This is a genomic window from Azospirillum sp. TSO35-2, assembly GCF_003116095.1.
Lineage (GTDB): Bacteria > Pseudomonadota > Alphaproteobacteria > Azospirillales > Azospirillaceae > Azospirillum.
Window position 1 is genome coordinate 826,879 of record NZ_LGRA01000021.1, and the last position, 18,598, is coordinate 845,476.

Consider the following 18,598-nt stretch of genomic DNA (forward strand, 5'->3'; position numbering starts at 1 on the left):
TTGTGCTACGCTCACGACCCAGGGGAGAAGAAATCCGAAAAGGGATGCGAAAAGCCCGATGGAAAGCTGGTTCATCGTCGCCGCGTCGCTGGCCTACCTGCTGTCGCTGTTCGCCATCGCCTGGTACGGCGACCGCACCGGCGGCAATGGCGGGGAACGCCGCACGCCCTGGCTCTACGCGCTGAGCTTCGGGGTCTACTGCACCTCGTGGACCTTCTACGGCGCGGTCGGGCGGGCGGCGACGGGCGGCTTCTATTTCCTGCCGATCTACATCGGACCGATCCTGATGATCGGGCTGGGCTGGCCGATCCTGGCCCGCATCGTCCGCGTCGCCAAGGCGGAGAACGTCGTCTCCATCTCCGACTTCCTGTCGGCCCGCTACGGCAAGAGCCGCAGTCTGGCGGCGCTGGTCACCATCGCCGCGGTGATCGGGCTGCTGCCCTACATCGCCCTGCAACTGAAGGCGATCAGCGTCAGTTTCGAGATTCTGGCCGGCGCCTCGCTCGGCGCCGACGTCAACCAGCTGCCCGGCGGCACCGCCCTGCTGGCCGCGCTACTGATGGCCGCCTTCGCCATCCTGTTCGGCGTGCGCAACGTGTCGGCCAACGAACACCACCGCGGGCTGATGATGGCGATCGCCGCGGAATCGGTGGTGAAGCTGGCCGCCGCCCTGGGGGTGGGCGGCGCCATCGCCGTCGCCGTCTTCGGCGACCCCGGCACCTTCGTCGACGCCGCCGCCCGGCATCCCGGATTCCTGGAGCTGATGAGCCTGGGCAACATCGGCGCCGACTGGTGGGTCGCCTGCATCCTGTCGGCGCTGGCCATCCTGTGCCTGCCGCGCCAGTTCCACGTCGCGGTGGTGGAGAACACCCATGGCGGGGACGTGCGGTCGTCGGCCCGGCTGTTCCCGGCCTATCTGGTCGCCATCAACCTGTTCGTGCTGCCGGTGGCGCTGGCCGGGCTGATGCTGTTCCCGGACGGGGCGACCAACGCCGACACCTTCATGGTGTCGATCCCGCTGAGCCAGGGCTGGCCCGGGCTGGCGCTGATCGCCTTCATCGGCGGGCTGTCGGCGGCGACCAGCATGATCCTGGTCGAGATGGTGGCGCTCAGCACCATGATCTGCAACGACATCGCCGTTCCCCTGCTGATGGCGCTGCGGCCGGAGGACCGGCGGCTGCGCGACGACCCGGCGGCGACCCTGCTGCTGGTGCGGCGGTCGGCGGTGATCGTGCTGGTGCTGCTGTCCTACGGCTGCTACCGCCTGATCGGCCCGGCCTTCCCGCTGGCGACCATCGGCATGATGAGCTTCACCGCGGTGTCCCAGTTCGCCCCCGCCCTGCTCGGCGGCCTGGTGTGGAGCCGCGCCAGCCGCACCGGCGCCTTCGCCGGGATCTGCGCCGGTTTCGTCGGCTGGGCCTACACCATGCTGCTGCCGTCCTTCGCCGACGCCGGCTGGCTGGCGTCCAGCGCGCTGCGCGAGGGGCCGTTCGGCCTGACCGGCCTCAGCCCGGTGGCGCTGGCCGGCATCGCCGGCATCGACCCGCTGACCAACGCCGCGCTGTGGAGCCTGGGACCGAACATCCTGCTGTTCGTGGTGATCTCGCTGCTGACCCGGCCGTCGACGCTGGAGCGCCAGCAGGCCGCCCGTTTCATCAGTCTGCGCCGCGCCACCGACGGCGACCATCACGGGCCGCGCGGCGCCACGCTGGCCGACCTGCATGATCTGGCGGTGCGCTATGTCGGGCAGGCGCGCGCCGACGCCGCCTTCCGCCGCTTCACCGGGGTGCAGGACGGCGACCTGCGCACCGCCCTGCTGACCCGCACCGACGGCGAGGCGATCCAGCTGACCGAGCGGCTGCTGGCCGGCGCCGTCGGCTCCGCCTCGGCGCGCGTGGTGGTGGCCGGGCTGCTGTCCGACCGGCGGCTGTCGCGCACCGACGCCCGCTCGATCATCGACGAGGCGTCGCGCGCCATCCTGAAGCAGCACGAGCTGCTGCGCGCCACCGTGGAGAATGTCCCCCAGGGCATCGCCGTGTTCGACGAGGACTGGCGCGTCGCCACCTGGAACAACCAGTTCCTGGTGCTGCTCGACCTGCCCGACGGCTTCGTCCAGGTCGGCACCTCGCTGGAGGACATCGTCGGGCTGATCGACCGCCGCGGCGAGTATGGCCACAACGGCGAGATCGAGACGCTGCTCGCCCGCCGCTCCGACCCGCGGCGGCGCAACCGGCCCGACGTCTACGAGCGGGTGCGGCCCGACGGCACCGTGCTGGAGATCGCCACCAACCCGATGCCGGGCAGTGGCTTCGTCGCCGTCTACACCGACGTCACCGAACGCCACCGCGCCGCCGCCGCCCTGCGCGAAGCCAACGAATCGCTGGAACGCCGCATCGCCGAGCGCACCCACGCCCTGTCCGAAGCGAAGGCCGAGGCGGAACGCGCCAACCGTGGCAAGACCCGCTTCCTGGCTGCCGCCAGCCACGACCTGCTGCAGCCGCTGCACGCCGCCCGCCTGTTCCTGTCCGCCCTGTCGGAGCGCAACGGCGACAGCGCCATCCGCCAGATCGACGCCTCGCTGCGGTCGGTGGAGCAGATCCTGGGCGACCTGCTGGACGTGTCGAAGATCGACAGCGGCGTGGTGAAGCCGAACCCGGTGCCGATGCGCATCGACGAGCTGCTGAAGCCGCTGGGCGAGGAGTTCACCGTGCTGGCCAGCCGCCACGGGCTGGCGCTGCGCGTGGTGGAGTGTTCGGCCACGGTGCGCAGCGACCCGACGCTGCTGCGGCGCATCCTGCAGAACTACCTTGCCAACGCGGTGCGCTACACCCGCACCGGCCGCATCCTGCTGGGCTGCCGGCGGCGGGGAAACTTCCTGTCGATCGAGGTGTGGGACACCGGCCCCGGCATCCCCGAGCACAAGGTGCCGGAGATCTTCATCGAGTTCCGCCAGCTCGACAACGACGCCAACGAGCGCGGCAAGGGGCTGGGCCTCGGCCTCGCCATCGTCGAGCGTCTGGCCGGCATCCTCGGCCACACCGTGCAGGTGCGCTCCACCGTCGGGCGGGGCAGCGCCTTTTCGGTGCTGGTGCCGCTGACCGACGAGCCGGTCGCCGCCCGTGCCGTGGTGGTGCGCCCGCGCGTGCGCGACCTGCGCGGTGTGCTGGTGCTGTGCCTGGAAAACGAACCCGCCATCGCGCGGGCGACCGAGGATCTGCTGTCGAGCTGGTCCTGCCGCGTCATCACCGCCGCCGTCCCGGAACTGGCGCTCGCCAGCCTGAACGGCGAAATCCCCGACGTGATCCTGACCGACTACCACCTCGACCGCAGCCTGACCGGCGTGGAAGCGCTGCGGACATTGCGCGCGACGCTGGGCAGCGAGATCCCGGCGGCCGTGGTCACGGCGGATCGCGACCCGTCGGTGCGCGAGGACATCGAGGCGGCGGGCTGCCGGCTGCTCTACAAACCGGTGCGTCCGGGCGCGCTGCGGGCGCTGCTGGGGCAGTTGCTGACGGAGGGGCAGCGGATGGCGGGGTGAGAGTGCCCCTTCTCCGTCCGCAGAGGATGAGCGTCGGGGAGTGTCACTCCACCGGCGGCGGTGGCACCGAGGACAGCGCCAGCTGGCTCGCCAGCACCGCGGCCTGCGTCCGGGTCAGCACACCCAGCTTGCGCAGGATCGTGGTGACGTGCGCCTTCACCGTCGTTTCGGCGACGTTCATTTCGTAGGCGATCTGCTTGTTCAGCTTGCCCTCGGCGATGCCGGCCAGGACGCGGAGCTGCTGCGGGGTCAGGGTGGCGGCGCGTTTGGCCGGGTCGGGCGCGTCGACCTCCGCGCCGGCGTTGATCTCGGGCAGCCAGAGCTGGCCGTCCAGCACCACGTTGATCGCCTCGATGATCTGGGTGTTGGGGGCGGATTTCGGCACGAAGCCGGAGGCACCGTAGTCGATGGCGCGCTGGATCGTCACCGCGTCCTCCGACGCCGAGACGACGATCACCGGGATCGCCGGGTGTTCGGACCGCAGCATCATCAGGCCGATCAGGCCGCTCATCCCCGGCATGTGCAGGTCGAGCAGGATGACGTCGGGCGGCTCCCCGGTGTCCAGCAGCGGCTTGATCTGCTCGAACCGCGACGCCTCCAGGATGACGGAGCCGGGCATCGCCTGACCAATGGTCTGGGCCAGCGCGGTGCGCATCAGGGGGTGGTCGTCGGCGATCAAAATGCGGTGGGACATGGACAATCCGGAATTAAAATTATTCCAACAGTATCCCCTCTGGGACGCCGGTTGACAACAGCGCCCAATGCCGCGCGACAACCTTTCCGCCAATCGTTCCGGTGCCCCGTCCGGCGGGCCGCCTCATCCGTCCGCGGATGGAATGGCCCCGGCGCTGGTGCGTTCGTGGATGGCCTGCCGGCGGAAGCGGTACAACTCCGCGGGGCGGCCGCCGGTCTGGCTCTCGTAGCAGCCGGTCGGCTCGACGAAACCGCCGGAAATCATCAGGCGGCGGAAGTTCTGCTTGTGCACCCGCTCGCCCGACAGCGCCTCCACCACCAGCTGGAGCTGGTGCAGGGTGAAGGCCGGCGGCAGCAGTTCGAAGACGATCGGGCGGTAGCGCAGCTTGCCACGCAGCCGCTCCAGCGCGGTTGCCAGGATGCGGCGGCCGTCGCGCGCCATCGGCCGGCCGAGCGCGCGCGGCATGACGCCGCCGGCTGCCGGAGCGGAGCGGTCGACGCGGGCGGCGAGGTCGCGGTCGCGGAACGCCTCCACCACCAGGCCGGCCTCGTAGAGCAGCTCATAGCGCTCCAGCACGCGCTCCATGTCCCAGTCGGCGCCGTCCAGCCCGAAGGCCATCCGCGCCCGCTCGGCCCGGCGCTGGCGGGCGCCGTCATCGCCGGCGGCGTCGATCCAGCCGCCGAGCGCCGGCGCGATCACACCGTCGAGCAGCGGCGGGCGCTGGTCGCGCCAGTCCTCCCACGGGAAATGGTCGTAGAGGTCGCGCCATTCGGCCGAGCCCTCGCCACCCAGCGGCCCGTCGCGGACCAGCGCCAGATAGCCGACGACGACCGAGCGCGGCCCGCCGAACAGCTCATGCGGGTCGCGGTGGCGGTCGCCGAAGGTGTAGAGCTGCTCGACATAGCGCAGCGACAGGCCGGACAGCCCCTCCGCCACCGCGCGCACGCCCTCCTGCAGGGTGCGGAAACGGTCGGGGTCGAAGGGCGCGCCGGGCAAGGCGTCGCGGTGCGGCAACGGCTCGTCGCCGCGCCGGTGTTCCGCCGGCACGGCAAAGCCGCTGCGCACCGTCACCACGCGCGGCGTCCCGCCGGTCACCGCCACGATGGCGACCGACAGGCCGAGTTGCAGGGCGTTGGTCATCCCCCTTCCCTCTGCCCGGGAGGGAGAAGGAAGGGAAAGCGCCGACGCGCGGCTTTTGCGCTCAACGCTTGTCCAGCGGGACGAACGGACGAACGTCGTTGCCGGTGTAGAGCTGGCGCGGGCGGCCGATCTTCTGGGCCGGATCCTCGATCATCTCCTTCCACTGGCTGATCCAGCCGACGGTGCGGGCCAGCGCGAACAGCACGGTGAACATGCTGGTCGGGAAGCCCATCGCCTTCAGGATGATGCCCGAATAGAAGTCGACGTTCGGGTAGAGCTTCTTCTCGATGAAGTACTCGTCCGACAGGGCGATCCGCTCCAGCTCCATCGCGATGGCCAGATGCGGCTCGTCCTTGATGCCCAGCGTCTCCAGCACCTGATAGCAGGTCTCGCGCATGATCTTGGCGCGCGGGTCGTAGTTCTTGTAGACCCGGTGGCCGAAGCCCATCAGGCGGAAGCTGTCGTTCTTGTCCTTGGCGCGGCGGACGAATTCGGGGATGCGGTCGACCGTGCCGATCTCCTCCAGCATCGTCAGCACGGCCTCGTTCGCGCCGCCATGGGCCGGACCCCACAGCGCGGCGATGCCCGACGCGATGCAGGCGAACGGGTTGGCGTGCGACGAGCCGGCCAGGCGGACGGTGGAGGTCGAGGCGTTCTGCTCGTGGTCGGCGTGCAGGATGAAGATCTTGTCCATCGCCTTGGACAGGACCGGGTCGACCTTCCATTCCTCGCACGGCGTGCCGAAGGTCATGTAGAGGAAGTTTTCCGCGTAGGTCAGGTCGTTGCGCGGATACATGAAGGGCTGGCCGCTGGTGTACTTGTAGGCCATCGCCGCCATGGTCGGCATCTTGGCGATCAGGCGGTGCGCGGCGATCTTGCGCTGCACCGGATCGAAGATGTCGGTCGAATCATGGTAGAAGGCCGACAGGGCGCCGACCACACCGCACATGATCGCCATCGGGTGGGCGTCGCGGCGGAAGCCGCTGTAGAACTTGGCGAGCTGCTCGTGCACCATCGTGTGGTAGGTGATGGTGCGCTCGAAATCCGCCTTCTGCTCCGGATTCGGCAGCTCGTTGTTCAGCAGCAGGTGGCAGACTTCCAGGAAGTCGCAATTGTCGGCCAGATCGGCGATGGCATAGCCACGGTGCAGCAGCACGCCCTCGTCGCCGTCGATGTAGGTGATCGCCGAATCGCAGGCGGCGGTCGAGGTGAAACCCGGGTCGTAGGTGAAGTAACCGGTCGCGGCGTAAAGCTTGCGGATGTCGATCACGTTCGGACCGGTGGAGCCGGCCAGCACGGGCAGCTTCAGCGTCTTGCCGGTGGCGTCGTCGGTCAGCGTGACGGTGCCGACCTGGTTCACATCGCCGTGCGGCGTGTGCTTGCTCGATTCCATGACCTTCTCACACTCCTTGCTGGCCGGTCGCCGGAGGTTCGGGCCCCCGCGGCCGGTCCTTGTGGTTGGCCCGTCGTTTCTGCGGCCCGGCACCGATGGCGCCACGCCGTCTTCTCCCGGTCTCCGAAGGGACGGTCGGAATGCGGAACCCGCAACCCCTCCGCGTCGTTGACTCCTTCGGAAGATAGCAGAGGACATCATGACCGACACGCCCCAAGAACGCATCCCCTCCGAAGGCACTCCCACCAAGGGAGCGTCCGCGGGGGCATCCCCGACGCCGGCCACGACACCGGGAGCGGCGACGCACGACCAGACGCCGGCCGGCGAGCGGTCCCCGCGCGAGGACATGCGCAAGACGCCCGGCGACGGCACGCTGCAGGACGCCACCCCCGCCGGCCTGTCGTCGAAGGAACTGCGCGAGCGGGCCGAGTCCACCGACGGTTCGTCCCAATCCGGCACCGGCTGAGCGCCCCCCGGCGGGGTGGTGACGGCGGCGGCGGTCAGGCCGCCGGGTGGGGCACCGCGGTGCGGTCGCGCAACCGCTGCTCCAGCCGGGCCGCCTCGCGCACCAGCACCGGCAGAAGCTGCACCGCCTGCGCCTGGTCGCCGTTGCGGCAGACGACCTCCATCCTCCAGGCCAGGTGCAGCACCGCCATGCCGCCGAAGCTGCCGGCAAGGCTGGACAGGTCGTGCGCCTCCCCCGCCAGCCGGCGCAGGTCGATGGCGCCCGACAGCGCCGATTCCGCGATGGCCGACAGCCGCTCCAGCCGCTTGGCCACGTCGCTCAGGAAGCTGTCGACGATCAGCGCCAAATTGTCGGCGCCGACCGTCGCAACCAGATCGGCGAGCACCGCCTCGTCGAGCGCGTCGCCCGCCTCCTCTTCGGCGCCACCCTCCCGACCGGCCGCGTCCGCCGACGTCCCGGCCTGCCCCCCGGTGTCCGCCGCCATCCAGCGGTCGAGCGCCGCCAACAGCCCGGCGCGGCTGATCGGCTTGGTCAGATAGTCGCTCATGCCGGCGCGCAGGCATTGTTCGCGGGTGCCGGGCATCGCGTCGGCGGTCAGCGCGATGATCGGCAGGCTGGTCAGACGCCCGCCCTGCGTCCGGCCCAACGCCCGGATCGCCTGGGCAGCCTCCAGCCCGTCCATCCCCGGCATCTGCACATCCATCAGGATCAGGTCGATCCCGCCGCGGCAGGCGGCGGCCACCGCCTGCTCGCCATCTTCGGCCAGTTCGACGGTGTAGCCCAGCTTGCGCAACAGGGTGGTGGCGAACAGCTGGTTGGTCCGGTTGTCCTCCGCCAGCAGGATGCGGCCGGTGCGTTGCGCCTCGACGACGGCTTGGACGGCGGGCTGGGCGGGAGCGCCGGCGTCGGGCGCCGCGACGCCGGGGTCGAGCAGCTCGGTCAGGCAGGCGGCCAGCGCGCTCTGGCGCAGCGGCCGGTTGACCACGGCGTGGGCCAGCCCGTGGACCAGCCCGCCCCCGCTTTCGCTCTGGAGCCGCGACGCGGGCCCCAACACCGCGACCAGCACGCGCCGGGTGGCGGCGATGCCGGGGTCGCCGGCGATCGCCGCCAGCAGCGCGTCACCGCCCATGCCGGGCATCGTCTGGTCGACCAGCACGACGTCGAACGGCTTGCCCCCGAAGGCCGCGCGCCGCAGCGCGTCGAGCGCGTCCGGCCCGTTGTCGACCGCCGTCGGCACAGCCCCCAGGCTGTCGAGCATCGCCGCCAGGACGCGCCGGTTCACCGCCAGATCGTCGACGATCAGGACGCGACGGCCGGCCAGCGGCTGCTCGGCCGGCGGCAACGCCTCGTCCGACAGCGCCAGCGGCAGGTCGACCAGGAACCGGCTGCCGGTGCCGGGCGTGCTTTCCACCGCGATGCTGCCGCCCATCAGCTCCGACAATTGGCGGCAGATCGCCAGCCCCAGCCCGGTGCCGCCGAACTTGCGGGTGATCGACCCGTCGACCTGCTGGAACTTGTTGAACAGGGTGGGCAGGGCGTCGGCCGGGATGCCGATGCCGGTGTCGGTCACGGTGATGCGCAGCACCAGATGCGCGTCGGTGGCGTCCAGCGCCTCCAGCTCCACCGCGACCGACCCCTGGTCGGTGAACTTCACGGCGTTGCCGACCAGATTGACCAGGATTTGCCGGATGCGCGTCGGGTCGCCCAGCAGCGTGCGGCGCAGCAGCGGGTCGATGTAGAAGCCGATCTCGATGCCCTTCTCGTGGGCCCGCGGGGTCAGCAGCTCGACCACGCCCTCCACCAGATCGGCGGGGTCGAAGGGCAGCGTCTCGATGGTGACGCGGCCGGCCTCCAGCTTCGAGATGTCGAGGATGTCGTTGATGATGGTCAGCAGCGCGTTGGACGAGCTGCGCACCGCCTGCGCGAACTGGCGCTGCTCGTCGGTCAGCGGCGTGTCGAACAGCAACTCGGTCATGCCCATGATGCCGTTCATCGGCGTGCGGATCTCGTGGCTCATCGCCGCCAGGAATTCCGACTTGGCCTGGGTCGCCGCCTCCGCCCGGGCGCGCAGGGCGTCGGCCTCCTCGCGCGCCGCGTCCAGCCCCTCGGCCAGCGCGCACATGTCGGCGGCCTGGCGCTGCAACTCGTCCTCGAAGCGCTTGCGTTCGGTGATGTCGGTGCGGGTGCAGACCAGCGCCCCGCTGGAGGTGCGGTTCTCCGCCACCAGGATCCAGCGGCCGTCCGGCAACTGCCGTTCGAACGGCGCGCCGGGGCTGCGGTGCTGGGCCAGCTCGCCCCGGATCCAGGCTTCGTCGGTCGGGCCGTCGGGATTGCCGCCGAACTCGCCGTTGGCGATGGCGGCGCGCAGGATCGCCTCGAACGGGCGGCCGGGGGTCAGCAGCGCCGCCGTGCGCGGGTGGGCGGCGCGGTAACGCTGGTTGCACAGGATCAGCCGGTCGTCGGCGTCGAAATAGGCCAGACCTTCCGGCACCGCCTCGATCGCGTCGTCGAGCGTCTGCTTGGCGAGGCGCAGCTCCTCCTCGGTCAGCTTCTCCCGCGTGATGTCGGTGTGGGCGCCGACCATGCGAACCACCTGGCCGGAGGCGTCGCGCACCTGGATGGCGCGGCTGAGGATGTAGACGGTGTGCCCGCGCTTGTGGCGGAAGCGCTGCACCGCCTCGAAGGTCGGGATGCGGCCGCTGTTGTAATCCTCCACCATCCGCAGCGCCGCGGCGTGGTCCTCCTCGAAGATCAGGCTCGACCACATCTCCAGCGTGTTCTCCAGCTCGTCGTCGCGGTAGCCGAGCTGCTCCTTCCAGGTGGGCGAGAACCAGATGCTGTTGGTGCGAAAATCCCAGTCCCAGATGCCGTCCCGCGTCGCCTGCACGGTCAGCGCGAGCAGTTCGCGGTTCGACCGGAGTTCGGCCTCCTCCCGCTTGGCCTCGGTGATGTCCTGCACGACGCCGAGCAGCCCGGCCGGCCGGCCGTCGGCCCCCCATTCGGCCATGCCGCGGATGAAGACATGCCGCAGTTCGCCGTCCGGCCGGATGGCACGGGCTTCCGCCGAAAACCCCTCCCCCGTTGTCCGGGCGCGCTCGACCAGCGCCGCCATCCTCGGCAGATCGTCCGGGTGATAGGCGGCGCGCGACAGCTCGACGGTCGGGATCACCCCCTGGAGGGGCAGGCCCATGATGCGGAACACCTCGTCCGACCAGCGGCGCTCGCCGGTGACGAAGTCGATGTACCAGTGGCCGAACTGCCCGATCTCCTCGGCCAGGTTCAGCAGGCGCGAGCGGTCGCGCAGTTCCGCCTCCGCCTGTTCGCGCCGCGTCACCTCGCGGCGCAGCTCCAGCTCGTCGACCACCAGCCGGGCGAGCTGGGTCAGCGTCTGTGCGTCGCGGGCGTCGAAGGACAGGTGCGGGATGTCGTCGATGACGCACAGGGTGCCCAGCTTGTACCCGCCGGCGACCAGCGGGGCGCCGGCGTAGAAGCGGATGTTGGGCGCGCCGGTGACCAGCGGGTTGCCGGCGAAGCGCCGGTCCTGCGTGGCGTCGTGGACCACCATCACGCCCTGGCCGTTGATGGCGTGGGCGCAGAAGGCGAGATCACGCGGGGTTTCCGACACGTCCAGCCCGACGCGGCTCTTGAACCACTGGCGGTCGCGGTCGATCAGCGACACCAGCGCGATGCGCGTCCCGAAGAAATGCTGCGCCAGCCGGGTGATGTTGTCGAATCCGGCCTCGGCGGGGGTGTCGAGCACGCAGTAGGAGTCCAGCATCGCCTGCCGGTCGCGCTCGTCGGACGGCGGCGGTGCGGGAACGGCGCCGGGCGGCGGTGGCGCCGGGACGGCGCCGGGCGGCGCGCTCACGCCGCGCTCTCCCCGGACACCCGCCATTGCTGGAGCTTGCGGTAGATGGTGGACGGGCTGATCTCCAGCATCAGGGCGGCGCGCGGCACGTCGTCGCCGGTCAGCCGCAACGCTCTCTGGATCATGTCCTTTTCGACCCGCCACAACGGCTGCACCGCCTCGTCGTCCGCCACCGGGTCGCCCACCGGGCCGCCGCCGCCGGGGCCGCCGCCGGCCGGGCCGTCGGCCCCGGCGACCAGCGCCGGCAGCATGTCCAGCGTGACCTGGGGGCCGTCGTGCAGCACCACCACATTGCGCACGACGTTCTGCAACTGGCGCACGTTGCCGGGCCAGTCATGGGCGCGCAGCCGCGCCTCCACCTCGGGCGCGAAGGAGGCGAGCGACTTGCCCTCCTCCCGCGCGTAGTCGACCAGGAAGGAGCGGGCGATCTCGATCACGTCGTCGCCGCGGTCGCGCAGCGGCGGCAGGGCCAGCGGGATGACGTGCAGGCGGTAATAGAGGTCCTCGCGGAACCGGCCGGCCTGCACCTCGGCCAGCGGGTCGCGGTTGGTGGCGGCGACGAAGCGCACGTCCACCCGCGCCTCCTGCCCGCTGCCGACGGGGGTGACGGCGCCGGTCTGGACGAAGCGCAGCAGCTTGCTTTGCAGGTCGACCGGCATCTCGCAGATCTCGTCCAGGAACAGCGTGCCGCCGTCGGCCAGCAGCGCCGCCCCCGGCCGGTCGCCCGCCGCCCCGGTGAAGGCGCCCTTCACATGGCCGAAGATTTCCGATTCCAGCAGGTTCTTCGGGATGGCGGCGCAGTTCAGCGCGACGAAGGGCCGGTCACGGCGCGGGCTGGCGCGGTGGATGGCCTGGGCCGCCACCTCCTTGCCGGTGCCGCTCTCGCCGGTGATGAAGACGTTGGCGCGGCTGGCCGCCACGCTCTCGATGGTGCGGTAGACCGCCTGCATCTCCGGCGAGCCGCCGATGAAGCCGTGGAAGCGGCCGCGGTCGAGGTCCTTGCGGTAATCCTCGACGATGCGGGTCAGCGCCCGGCGTTCCAGCGCGTTGCGCAGCGTCAGGTTCAGCCGGTCGGCGTTGAAGGGTTTCACGATGAAGTCGAAGGCGCCGAGCTTCATGGCCTCCACCGCCAGGTCGATGGAGCCGTGGGCGGTGATGATGACCACCGACACGCTGGCGTCGCGGGCCTGCAGCGCGCGCAGCACCTCCAGCCCATCCATGTCCGGCAGCTTCAGGTCGAGGATCACCGCGTCGGGCGGCGCCGCGGCGGCGGCATCCAGCGCCTCCTGCCCGCGGGTGCAGTGCATCACCTCCCGCGATTCGGCGCGCAAGAACTCGATGTAGAGCTTGGCGAGCGGAACCGTATCTTCGATCAGCAGGATCCGGCGCTTTTTCGATGGGGACAAGGGTCAGCACTCGGAAAGTTCAGGCGGATGCAGCAACGGTGGCGGACCAACCGCGGAGGGATTGTATCGTGGCCGGCACCATATCTCCAGTCGGGGTATTCCTCCGGTCGGGCCCTGCGCCCCGCCTCAGGCGCCGCTGTCGATCAGGTCGGTGCGGCCGATCCGGCGCAGCGACACCTGGACCCGGGCGTTGTGGTCGCGGATTTCGCGCAGCGTCTTCAGCGTGAACTCGACGTGCGCGTCGGCCGCGGCGTGGGCGGCCTGGGCGTCGCCGGCCAGCACCGCGTCGGCGATGGCGAGATGCTGTTGCAGCAGCAGGTCGCGCACCCCCGGCCGGGAATAGAGGTCGGCGCGGTTGTAGAAGACGTCGTTGCGCAGCAGGTCGGACAGCGTCCGCATGATGTGCAGCATGACGACGTTGTGCGCCGCCTCGTAAATCGCCAGATGCAGGTCGGCGTCGGCGTCCGCCTCTTCGGAGCTGTCGTCCTGGCCGTGGGCGGCCTGCATGCGGGCGACGATGGCGCGGATGCCGTCGCGGTCGGGACCGGTCGCCCGTTGCGCCGCCAGACCAGCCGCCGCGGCCTCGATCGAGCGGCGGAACTCCAGATAATCGAAGGACGCGTCCGGCTTGTTGCGCATCAGCGTCACCAGCGGATCGGCGATCTGCGACAGGAAGCTGGCGACGTGGGTGCCGTTGCGGCCGCTGACCAGCAGCCCGCGTTCCTCCAGCTTGGCGATGGCGTCACGCAGCGACGGGCGCGACACGTCCAGCTTCACCGCCAGTTCGCGTTCGGCCAGCAGCTTTTCTCCCGGGCGCAGCGCGCCTTCCAGGATCAGCCGTTCCAGATGCTCGGCAATGGCGTCGGCCAGCTTGGCCGGTTTGATCGTCCCCTGCATCGGATCGGCGGCCTCTCCTGCACGTCTCGCACCGTCTCTTCAATACCGGTGCAACGGAGACGCGTCCAGAGGGGTGGTCGGCCCAGGCGGCCCTCACCCCCCTACGAAAGTGGGTTGGTTAGCAAACGATTCAGCCGTTGCACAGTTTGGTAAAATCTTTTATCCAACTGTCACCGTATGGATAAGAGATATCCGCCGCTGCCCGGATGGCAAGGGGTCTTCCCCAATGCCGCCGGGCCGGAAAGGGCATCCACATGTACCGGGACAGGACGGACCACCCCGACCAGGGGCGCATCCGCACCGCAGGGCCTGGGGCTGCGCGCCCCCGGCGGCGGTGAACGCCATCGCATTGCCGGTCGCCCGGCCCGTTCCCCGTGCCGCCATCCCGGCACCGATGGGCGGGGCGCCAGAATGCGGCCAACCCGCCCCGGGACACCGTTCGGACCAAAACCACTCCCCGAGAAGGAGGTCCCCGAGGATGAGCTGGTCGCAAGTCTACGATCCGATGAACAACACTTGGCTGTCGACGCTGTTCGCGTCGTTGCCGGTCCTGGTGATGCTGGGCAGTCTCGGCATCCTGCACATGAAGGCGCACCGCGCCGCCCTGTTGGGTCTGGCGACGGCGCTGGTGGTGGCGGTCGCCGTGTTCGGCATGCCGATGGCGATGGCGGGAAAGACCGCGCTGCTGGGTGCGGCTTACGGCCTGCTGCCGATCGGCTGGATCGTCGTCAACATCATCTTCCTCTACCACCTGACCGAGCAGCGCGGGCAGTTCAAGGTTCTTCAGGAGAGCATCACCGGCATCACCAACGACCGCCGGCTCCAGCTTCTGCTGATCGCCTTCTGCTTCGGCGCCTTCTTCGAGGGCGCCGCCGGCTTCGGCACGCCGGTCGCGGTGACCGGCGCCATGCTGATCGGGCTGGGCTTCACCCCGCTGGCGGCCTCCGGCCTGTCGCTGATCGCCAACACCGCCCCGGTCGCCTATGGCGCGCTGGGCACGCCGGTGCTGGCGCTGGCCGCGGTCACCGGCCTGCCGCTGCTGGACCTGTCGGCGATGATCGGCCGCCAGTTGCCCTTCTTCTCGGTCCTGGTGCCCTTCTGGCTGATCGTCGCCTTCGCCGGCTGGCGCGGCATGATCCAGATCTGGCCGGCCATCCTGGTCGCCGGCGTGTCCTTCGCCGTTCCGCAATATCTGGTGTCGAACTACCACGGCCCCTGGCTGGTGGACGTCGCCGCCGCCATCGTCTCGCTGGTCTGCGTCACCCTGTTCCTGAAGGTCTGGCACCCGAAGGCGATCTGGCACACCGCCGGCGGGGCATCCGCCCTGACGCAGGGTGTCGGCGCCGCGGTGGTCCAGGGCGAGGCGCGCGGCAGCCACGGCTACAGCGCCGCGGAAGTCCTCCGCGCCTGGACGCCCTGGGTGATCCTCAGCATCCTCGTCTTCCTGTGGGGCATCCCGGAGGTCAAGGTCTTCCTCGACGGCGTGTCGATCGTCAAGTTCCCGATCGACGGCCTGCACAACATGGTGATGCGCGTTCCCCCGGTGGTGGCCAAGCCCCATCCGGAGGCCGCGGTCTACACGCTGAACTGGCTGTCGGCCACCGGCACCGGCATCTTCATCGCCGCCGTCATCTCCGGCTTCCTGATGGGCTATTCGCCGGTGGAGATGGTGAAGACCTACGGCCGGACGCTCTACGCCATCCGCAACTCGCTGCTGACCATCGCCGCCATGCTGGCGCTGGGCTACACCACCCGCTATTCGGGCCTGGACACCACACTGGGCCTCGCCTTCGCCAACTCCGGCTTCCTCTACCCGTTCTTCGGCACCTTCCTGGGCTGGCTCGGCGTGGCGCTGACCGGGTCGGACACGGCGTCCAACGTGCTGTTCGGCAGCCTGCAGAAGGTGTCGTCGGAGCAGCTTGGCCTGCCGCCGACGCTGATGGCCGCGGCCAACAGCTCGGGCGGCGTGATGGGCAAGATGATCGACGCCCAGAGCATCGTCGTCGCCGCCGTCGCCACCAAATGGCATGGGCATGAGGGCAAGATCCTGCGGTTCGTCATCTGGCACTCGCTGGCGCTGACCGCGCTGGTCGGCCTGCTGGTCATGGCCCAGGCCTATCTGTGGCCCTTCACCGCCATGGTCATCGGCCGCTAAGGCCGCTCTCCCGACCGTCTCCCTCCTCCCCTCCAGCCGGAGCCGCCGCCGATGCTGCCTGCCCCCTACGACCGCGTGCTGGCCGAACTTCGGGCCGCCATTCCCGAGGCCCGGTCGGGGACCAGGCTGATCACCGACCCGCTGCGCACGCTGGCCTACGGCACCGACGCCAGCTTCTACCGGCTGATCCCCAAGATCGTCGCGGTGGTGGAGACGGAGGAGGAGGTGGTGCGGCTGCTGCGCATCACCCGCGATCACGGCGTGCCGGTGACCTTCCGCGCCGCCGGCACCAGCCTGTCCGGCCAGGCGGTCAGCGACAGCGTGCTGGTGCTGCTGGGCGACAACGGCTGGCGAGGTTGCGACGTCGCACCGGACGCGGCGACCGTCACGCTCCAGCCCGGCGTCATCGGGGCGGAGGCAAACCGCCGGCTGGCGCCGCTCGGCCGCAAGATCGGCCCCGACCCGGCCTCGATCAACACCGCCAAGATCGGCGGCATCGCCGCCAACAACGCCAGCGGCATGTGCTGCGGCACCGCGCAGAACAGCTACCGCACGCTTCAGTCCATGCGGCTGGTGCTGGCCGACGGCGCGGTGCTCGACACCGGCGACGCCGCCAGCGTCGCGGAATTCCGCCGCAGCCACGCCGGCCTGCTCGACCGGCTGGCGGGGCTGGGGCAGCGTACCCGCGCCGACGCCGCGCTGGCGACGCGGATCCGCGACAAGTTCCGCATCAAGAACACCACCGGCTACAGCCTGAACGCGCTGGTCGATTACGACGATCCGATCGACATCCTCCAGCACCTGATGATCGGGTCGGAGGGGACGCTGGGCTTCATCGCCGCCATCACCCTGCGCACGGTGCCGGAACACGCCCACAAGGCCAGCGCCCTGCTGTTCTTCCCCGACATCGGCGAGGCGTGCCACGCCGTCGCCCTGCTGAAGGCGGCGCCGGTCGCCGCGGCGGAGCTGATGGACCGCGCCTCGTTGCGCTCGATCCAGGACAAGCCCGGCATGCCGCCGCAGATCAGGGGCTTCGGCCCCGACGCCGCCGCGCTGCTGGTGGAAACCCGCGCCGAGAGCGCCCAGGCGCTGGCCGCCCAGGTGGCGGAGATCGGCGCGGTGCTGGCCGACTGCGTCACCATCGGCGATCCCGGCTTCACCACCGACGCCAAGGCCTGCGAGGGTTTCTGGAAGATCCGCAAGGGGCTGTTCCCGGCGGTCGGCGCCATCCGCGACACCGGCACGACCGTCATCATCGAGGACGTCGCCTTCCCGCTGCCCCGGCTGGCCGAGGCGACGCGCGAGTTGCAGGCGCTGTTCCTGCGCCACGGCTACCACGAGGCGATCATCTTCGGCCACGCGCTGGAAGGGAACCTGCACTTCGTCTTCACCCAGGCGTTCGACACCGCGGAAGAGATCGACCGCTACCGCCGCTTCATGGACGACGTCGCCGCGATGGTGGTCGGCCGCTACGACGGCTCGCTGAAGGCGGAGCACGGCACCGGCCGCAACATGGCGCCCTTCGTCGAGATGGAATGGGGGCCGCAGGCCTACGGCCTGATGACGGAGATCAAGACGCTGTTCGACCCGGAGGGGCTGCTGAACCCCGGCGTCATCCTGAACGGCGATCCCGAGGCCCATCTGAAGAACCTGAAGCCGCTGCCGCCCGCCGACCCTCTGGTCGACACCTGCATCGAGTGCGGCTTCTGCGAGCCGACCTGCCCGTCCCACCGCTTCACCCTGTCGCCGCGCCAGCGCATCGTCGGCCGGCGCGAGATGGCGCGGCTGGAGACGGCGGGCGATGATCCGACCCGGCTGGCGGCGCTGACCGACGCCTACCAGTATCAGGGCATCGACACCTGCGCCGCCTGTGGCCTGTGCGCCACCGCCTGCCCGGTCGGCATCGAAACCGGCCTGCTGGTCAAGGCGCTGCGCGGCGAGCGGCGCGGCGCGCTGGCGCGCAAGGCCGGGGCACTGGTCGCCGACCATATGGCGGGCACGTTGGGCCTCGCCCGCAGCGGATTGCGGCTGGCCGACCTCGCCCGCCGCACGGTGGGGCACGGGGTGGTCGAAACGGCCGCCCGCGCGTTGACCGGCGGGCACCTGCCGACGCTGCCGCGCAGCCTGCCGACCGCCGCCACCTTCACGCCACGGCCGGACCGGACCGCCGAGGGCGACGCGCCGACGGTGGTCTACGCCCCGAGCTGCGTCAGCCGCTCGATGGGGCCGGCGGCCGACGACCCGCAGCGGACACCGCTGCCCCAGGCGGTGGAATCGGTGATGCGCAAGGCCGGCTTCCGCGTGGTCCATCCCGACGACACCGACAGCCACTGCTGCGGCATGCCGCTGGAGAGCAAGGGCCTGACCGCCAGCGCCGACGCCAAGGCCGACGCGATGCTGGCGGCGCTGTCCAAGGCCAGCCGGGGCGGCGCCTTCCCCATCGTGATGGACACCAGCCCCTGCGCCCTGCGGCTGAAGACACGGCTGAGCGACGCCGGCCTGCGCATCCTCGACCTCGCCGAGTTCCTGAGCGAGTTCGCCCTGCCCCGCCTCGACGTCACCCGGACGACGGAGCCGGTGATGCTGCACCTGACCTGCTCCACCCGGCGCATGGGGCTGGACGGCGCGCTGACCGCCGTCGCCAGGGCCTGCGCCGAGACGGTGGTGGTGCCGCCCGACGTCGGCTGCTGCGGCTTCGCCGGCGACAAGGGCTTCACCACGCCGGAGCTGAACGCCCACGCCCTGCGCCGCCTGCCCGAGGCGGTGCCGGCGGGCTGCACCTCCGGCTACTCGACCAGCCGCACCTGCGAGATCGGCCTGTCCGACAAGGCCGGCGTGCCCTACCGGTCGATCGTCCATCTGGTCGACGCCTGTTCGACCGCGAAGGTGGAGGCGGCGGCGCGGGTGGCGGAGGTCGCGTTTTGAGGCGGTGGATCGTGAAGGCGTGATGCCCCCTCCCTAACCCTCCCCCTCTTCGAGGGAGAGGGAACTCCGCCGCTCCCGCGCTCAAGCCCCCTCTCCCGCCGAAGGCGGGGGAGGGT

The 18,598-nt window shown here is 70.6% G+C and carries 10 protein-coding genes; 4 read left to right on the top strand and 6 right to left on the bottom strand.

Features of this window, described 5'->3' with window-relative positions; genetic code table 11:
* The first annotated feature begins 58 nt into the window (after positions 1 to 58).
* Positions 59 to 3,538 carry a PAS domain-containing hybrid sensor histidine kinase/response regulator gene (locus tag TSO352_RS19885; RefSeq protein ID WP_109108990.1) on the top strand — a complete coding sequence of 1,160 codons (3,480 nt, stop codon included), beginning with the start codon at positions 59 to 61 and terminating at the stop codon, positions 3,536 to 3,538.
* 43 nt (positions 3,539 to 3,581) lie between these two features.
* On the opposite strand, the gene TSO352_RS19890 is transcribed toward TSO352_RS19885, so the two are convergent.
* The 3 genes from TSO352_RS19890 to gltA form a co-directional block, all read right to left on the bottom strand.
* Positions 3,582 to 4,232: a response regulator transcription factor gene (locus tag TSO352_RS19890; protein WP_109108991.1), complete on the bottom strand. Its 651-nt coding sequence runs from the start codon at positions 4,230 to 4,232 to the stop codon at positions 3,582 to 3,584.
* Between the two features lie 123 nt (positions 4,233 to 4,355).
* Entirely contained in the window at positions 4,356 to 5,372 is a 1,017-nt protein-coding gene (locus TSO352_RS19895) for a hypothetical protein (protein WP_109108992.1), read from the bottom strand.
* A gap of 61 nt (positions 5,373 to 5,433) precedes the next feature.
* On the bottom strand, positions 5,434 to 6,765 hold the full coding sequence (gene gltA, locus TSO352_RS19900) for a citrate synthase (RefSeq protein ID WP_109108993.1): 1,332 nt from the start codon (positions 6,763 to 6,765) through the stop codon (positions 5,434 to 5,436).
* Positions 6,766 to 6,964: 199 nt separating this feature from the next.
* On the opposite strand from gltA, the gene TSO352_RS19905 reads away from it, so the two are divergent.
* On the top strand, positions 6,965 to 7,231 hold the full coding sequence (locus tag TSO352_RS19905; RefSeq protein WP_109108994.1) for a hypothetical protein: 267 nt from the start codon (positions 6,965 to 6,967) through the stop codon (positions 7,229 to 7,231).
* Between the two features lie 34 nt (positions 7,232 to 7,265).
* Here the strand turns inward: TSO352_RS19905 and TSO352_RS19910 are convergent, their stop codons facing one another.
* The 3 genes from TSO352_RS19910 to TSO352_RS19920 form a co-directional block, all read right to left on the bottom strand.
* Positions 7,266 to 11,099 (bottom strand): response regulator, encoded by a 3,834-nt coding sequence (locus tag TSO352_RS19910; protein WP_247872271.1) that lies wholly within the window; start codon positions 11,097 to 11,099, stop codon positions 7,266 to 7,268.
* The gene (locus TSO352_RS19915; protein ID WP_109108996.1) at positions 11,096 to 12,505 is read right to left on the bottom strand and encodes a sigma-54 dependent transcriptional regulator; all 1,410 of its coding nucleotides are present in this window, start codon (positions 12,503 to 12,505) and stop codon (positions 11,096 to 11,098) included. The genes TSO352_RS19910 and TSO352_RS19915 overlap by 4 nt, the downstream gene beginning before the upstream one ends.
* 126 nt (positions 12,506 to 12,631) lie before the next feature.
* Positions 12,632 to 13,402 (bottom strand): FCD domain-containing protein, encoded by a 771-nt coding sequence (locus tag TSO352_RS19920; protein ID WP_109108997.1) that lies wholly within the window; start codon positions 13,400 to 13,402, stop codon positions 12,632 to 12,634.
* A gap of 478 nt (positions 13,403 to 13,880) precedes the next feature.
* Here TSO352_RS19920 and TSO352_RS19925 point away from each other — a divergent pair, with 478 nt between their 5' ends.
* On the top strand, positions 13,881 to 15,557 hold the full coding sequence (locus TSO352_RS19925; protein ID WP_109108998.1) for an L-lactate permease: 1,677 nt from the start codon (positions 13,881 to 13,883) through the stop codon (positions 15,555 to 15,557).
* Positions 15,558 to 15,608: 51 nt separating this feature from the next.
* The gene (locus TSO352_RS19930) at positions 15,609 to 18,482 is read left to right on the top strand and encodes an FAD-binding and (Fe-S)-binding domain-containing protein (RefSeq protein ID WP_109108999.1); all 2,874 of its coding nucleotides are present in this window, start codon (positions 15,609 to 15,611) and stop codon (positions 18,480 to 18,482) included.
* The last annotated feature ends 116 nt before the right edge of the window (positions 18,483 to 18,598 follow it).

What these genes read in the sequence shown, in the direction of transcription:
- TSO352_RS19890 (WP_109108991.1), bottom strand. Translation starts at nt 4,232, where the DNA reads ATGTCCCACCGCATTTTGATCGCCGACGACCACCCCCTGATGCGCACC.
- TSO352_RS19905 (WP_109108994.1), top strand. Translation starts at nt 6,965, where the DNA reads ATGACCGACACGCCCCAAGAACGCATCCCCTCCGAAGGCACTCCCACC.
- TSO352_RS19920 (WP_109108997.1), bottom strand. Translation starts at nt 13,402, where the DNA reads ATGCAGGGGACGATCAAACCGGCCAAGCTGGCCGACGCCATTGCCGAG.
- TSO352_RS19925 (WP_109108998.1), top strand. Translation starts at nt 13,881, where the DNA reads ATGAGCTGGTCGCAAGTCTACGATCCGATGAACAACACTTGGCTGTCG.
- TSO352_RS19930 (WP_109108999.1), top strand. Translation starts at nt 15,609, where the DNA reads ATGCTGCCTGCCCCCTACGACCGCGTGCTGGCCGAACTTCGGGCCGCC.
- TSO352_RS19885 (WP_109108990.1), top strand. Translation starts at nt 59, where the DNA reads ATGGAAAGCTGGTTCATCGTCGCCGCGTCGCTGGCCTACCTGCTGTCG.
- TSO352_RS19895 (WP_109108992.1), bottom strand. Translation starts at nt 5,372, where the DNA reads ATGACCAACGCCCTGCAACTCGGCCTGTCGGTCGCCATCGTGGCGGTG.
- gltA (WP_109108993.1), bottom strand. Translation starts at nt 6,765, where the DNA reads ATGGAATCGAGCAAGCACACGCCGCACGGCGATGTGAACCAGGTCGGC.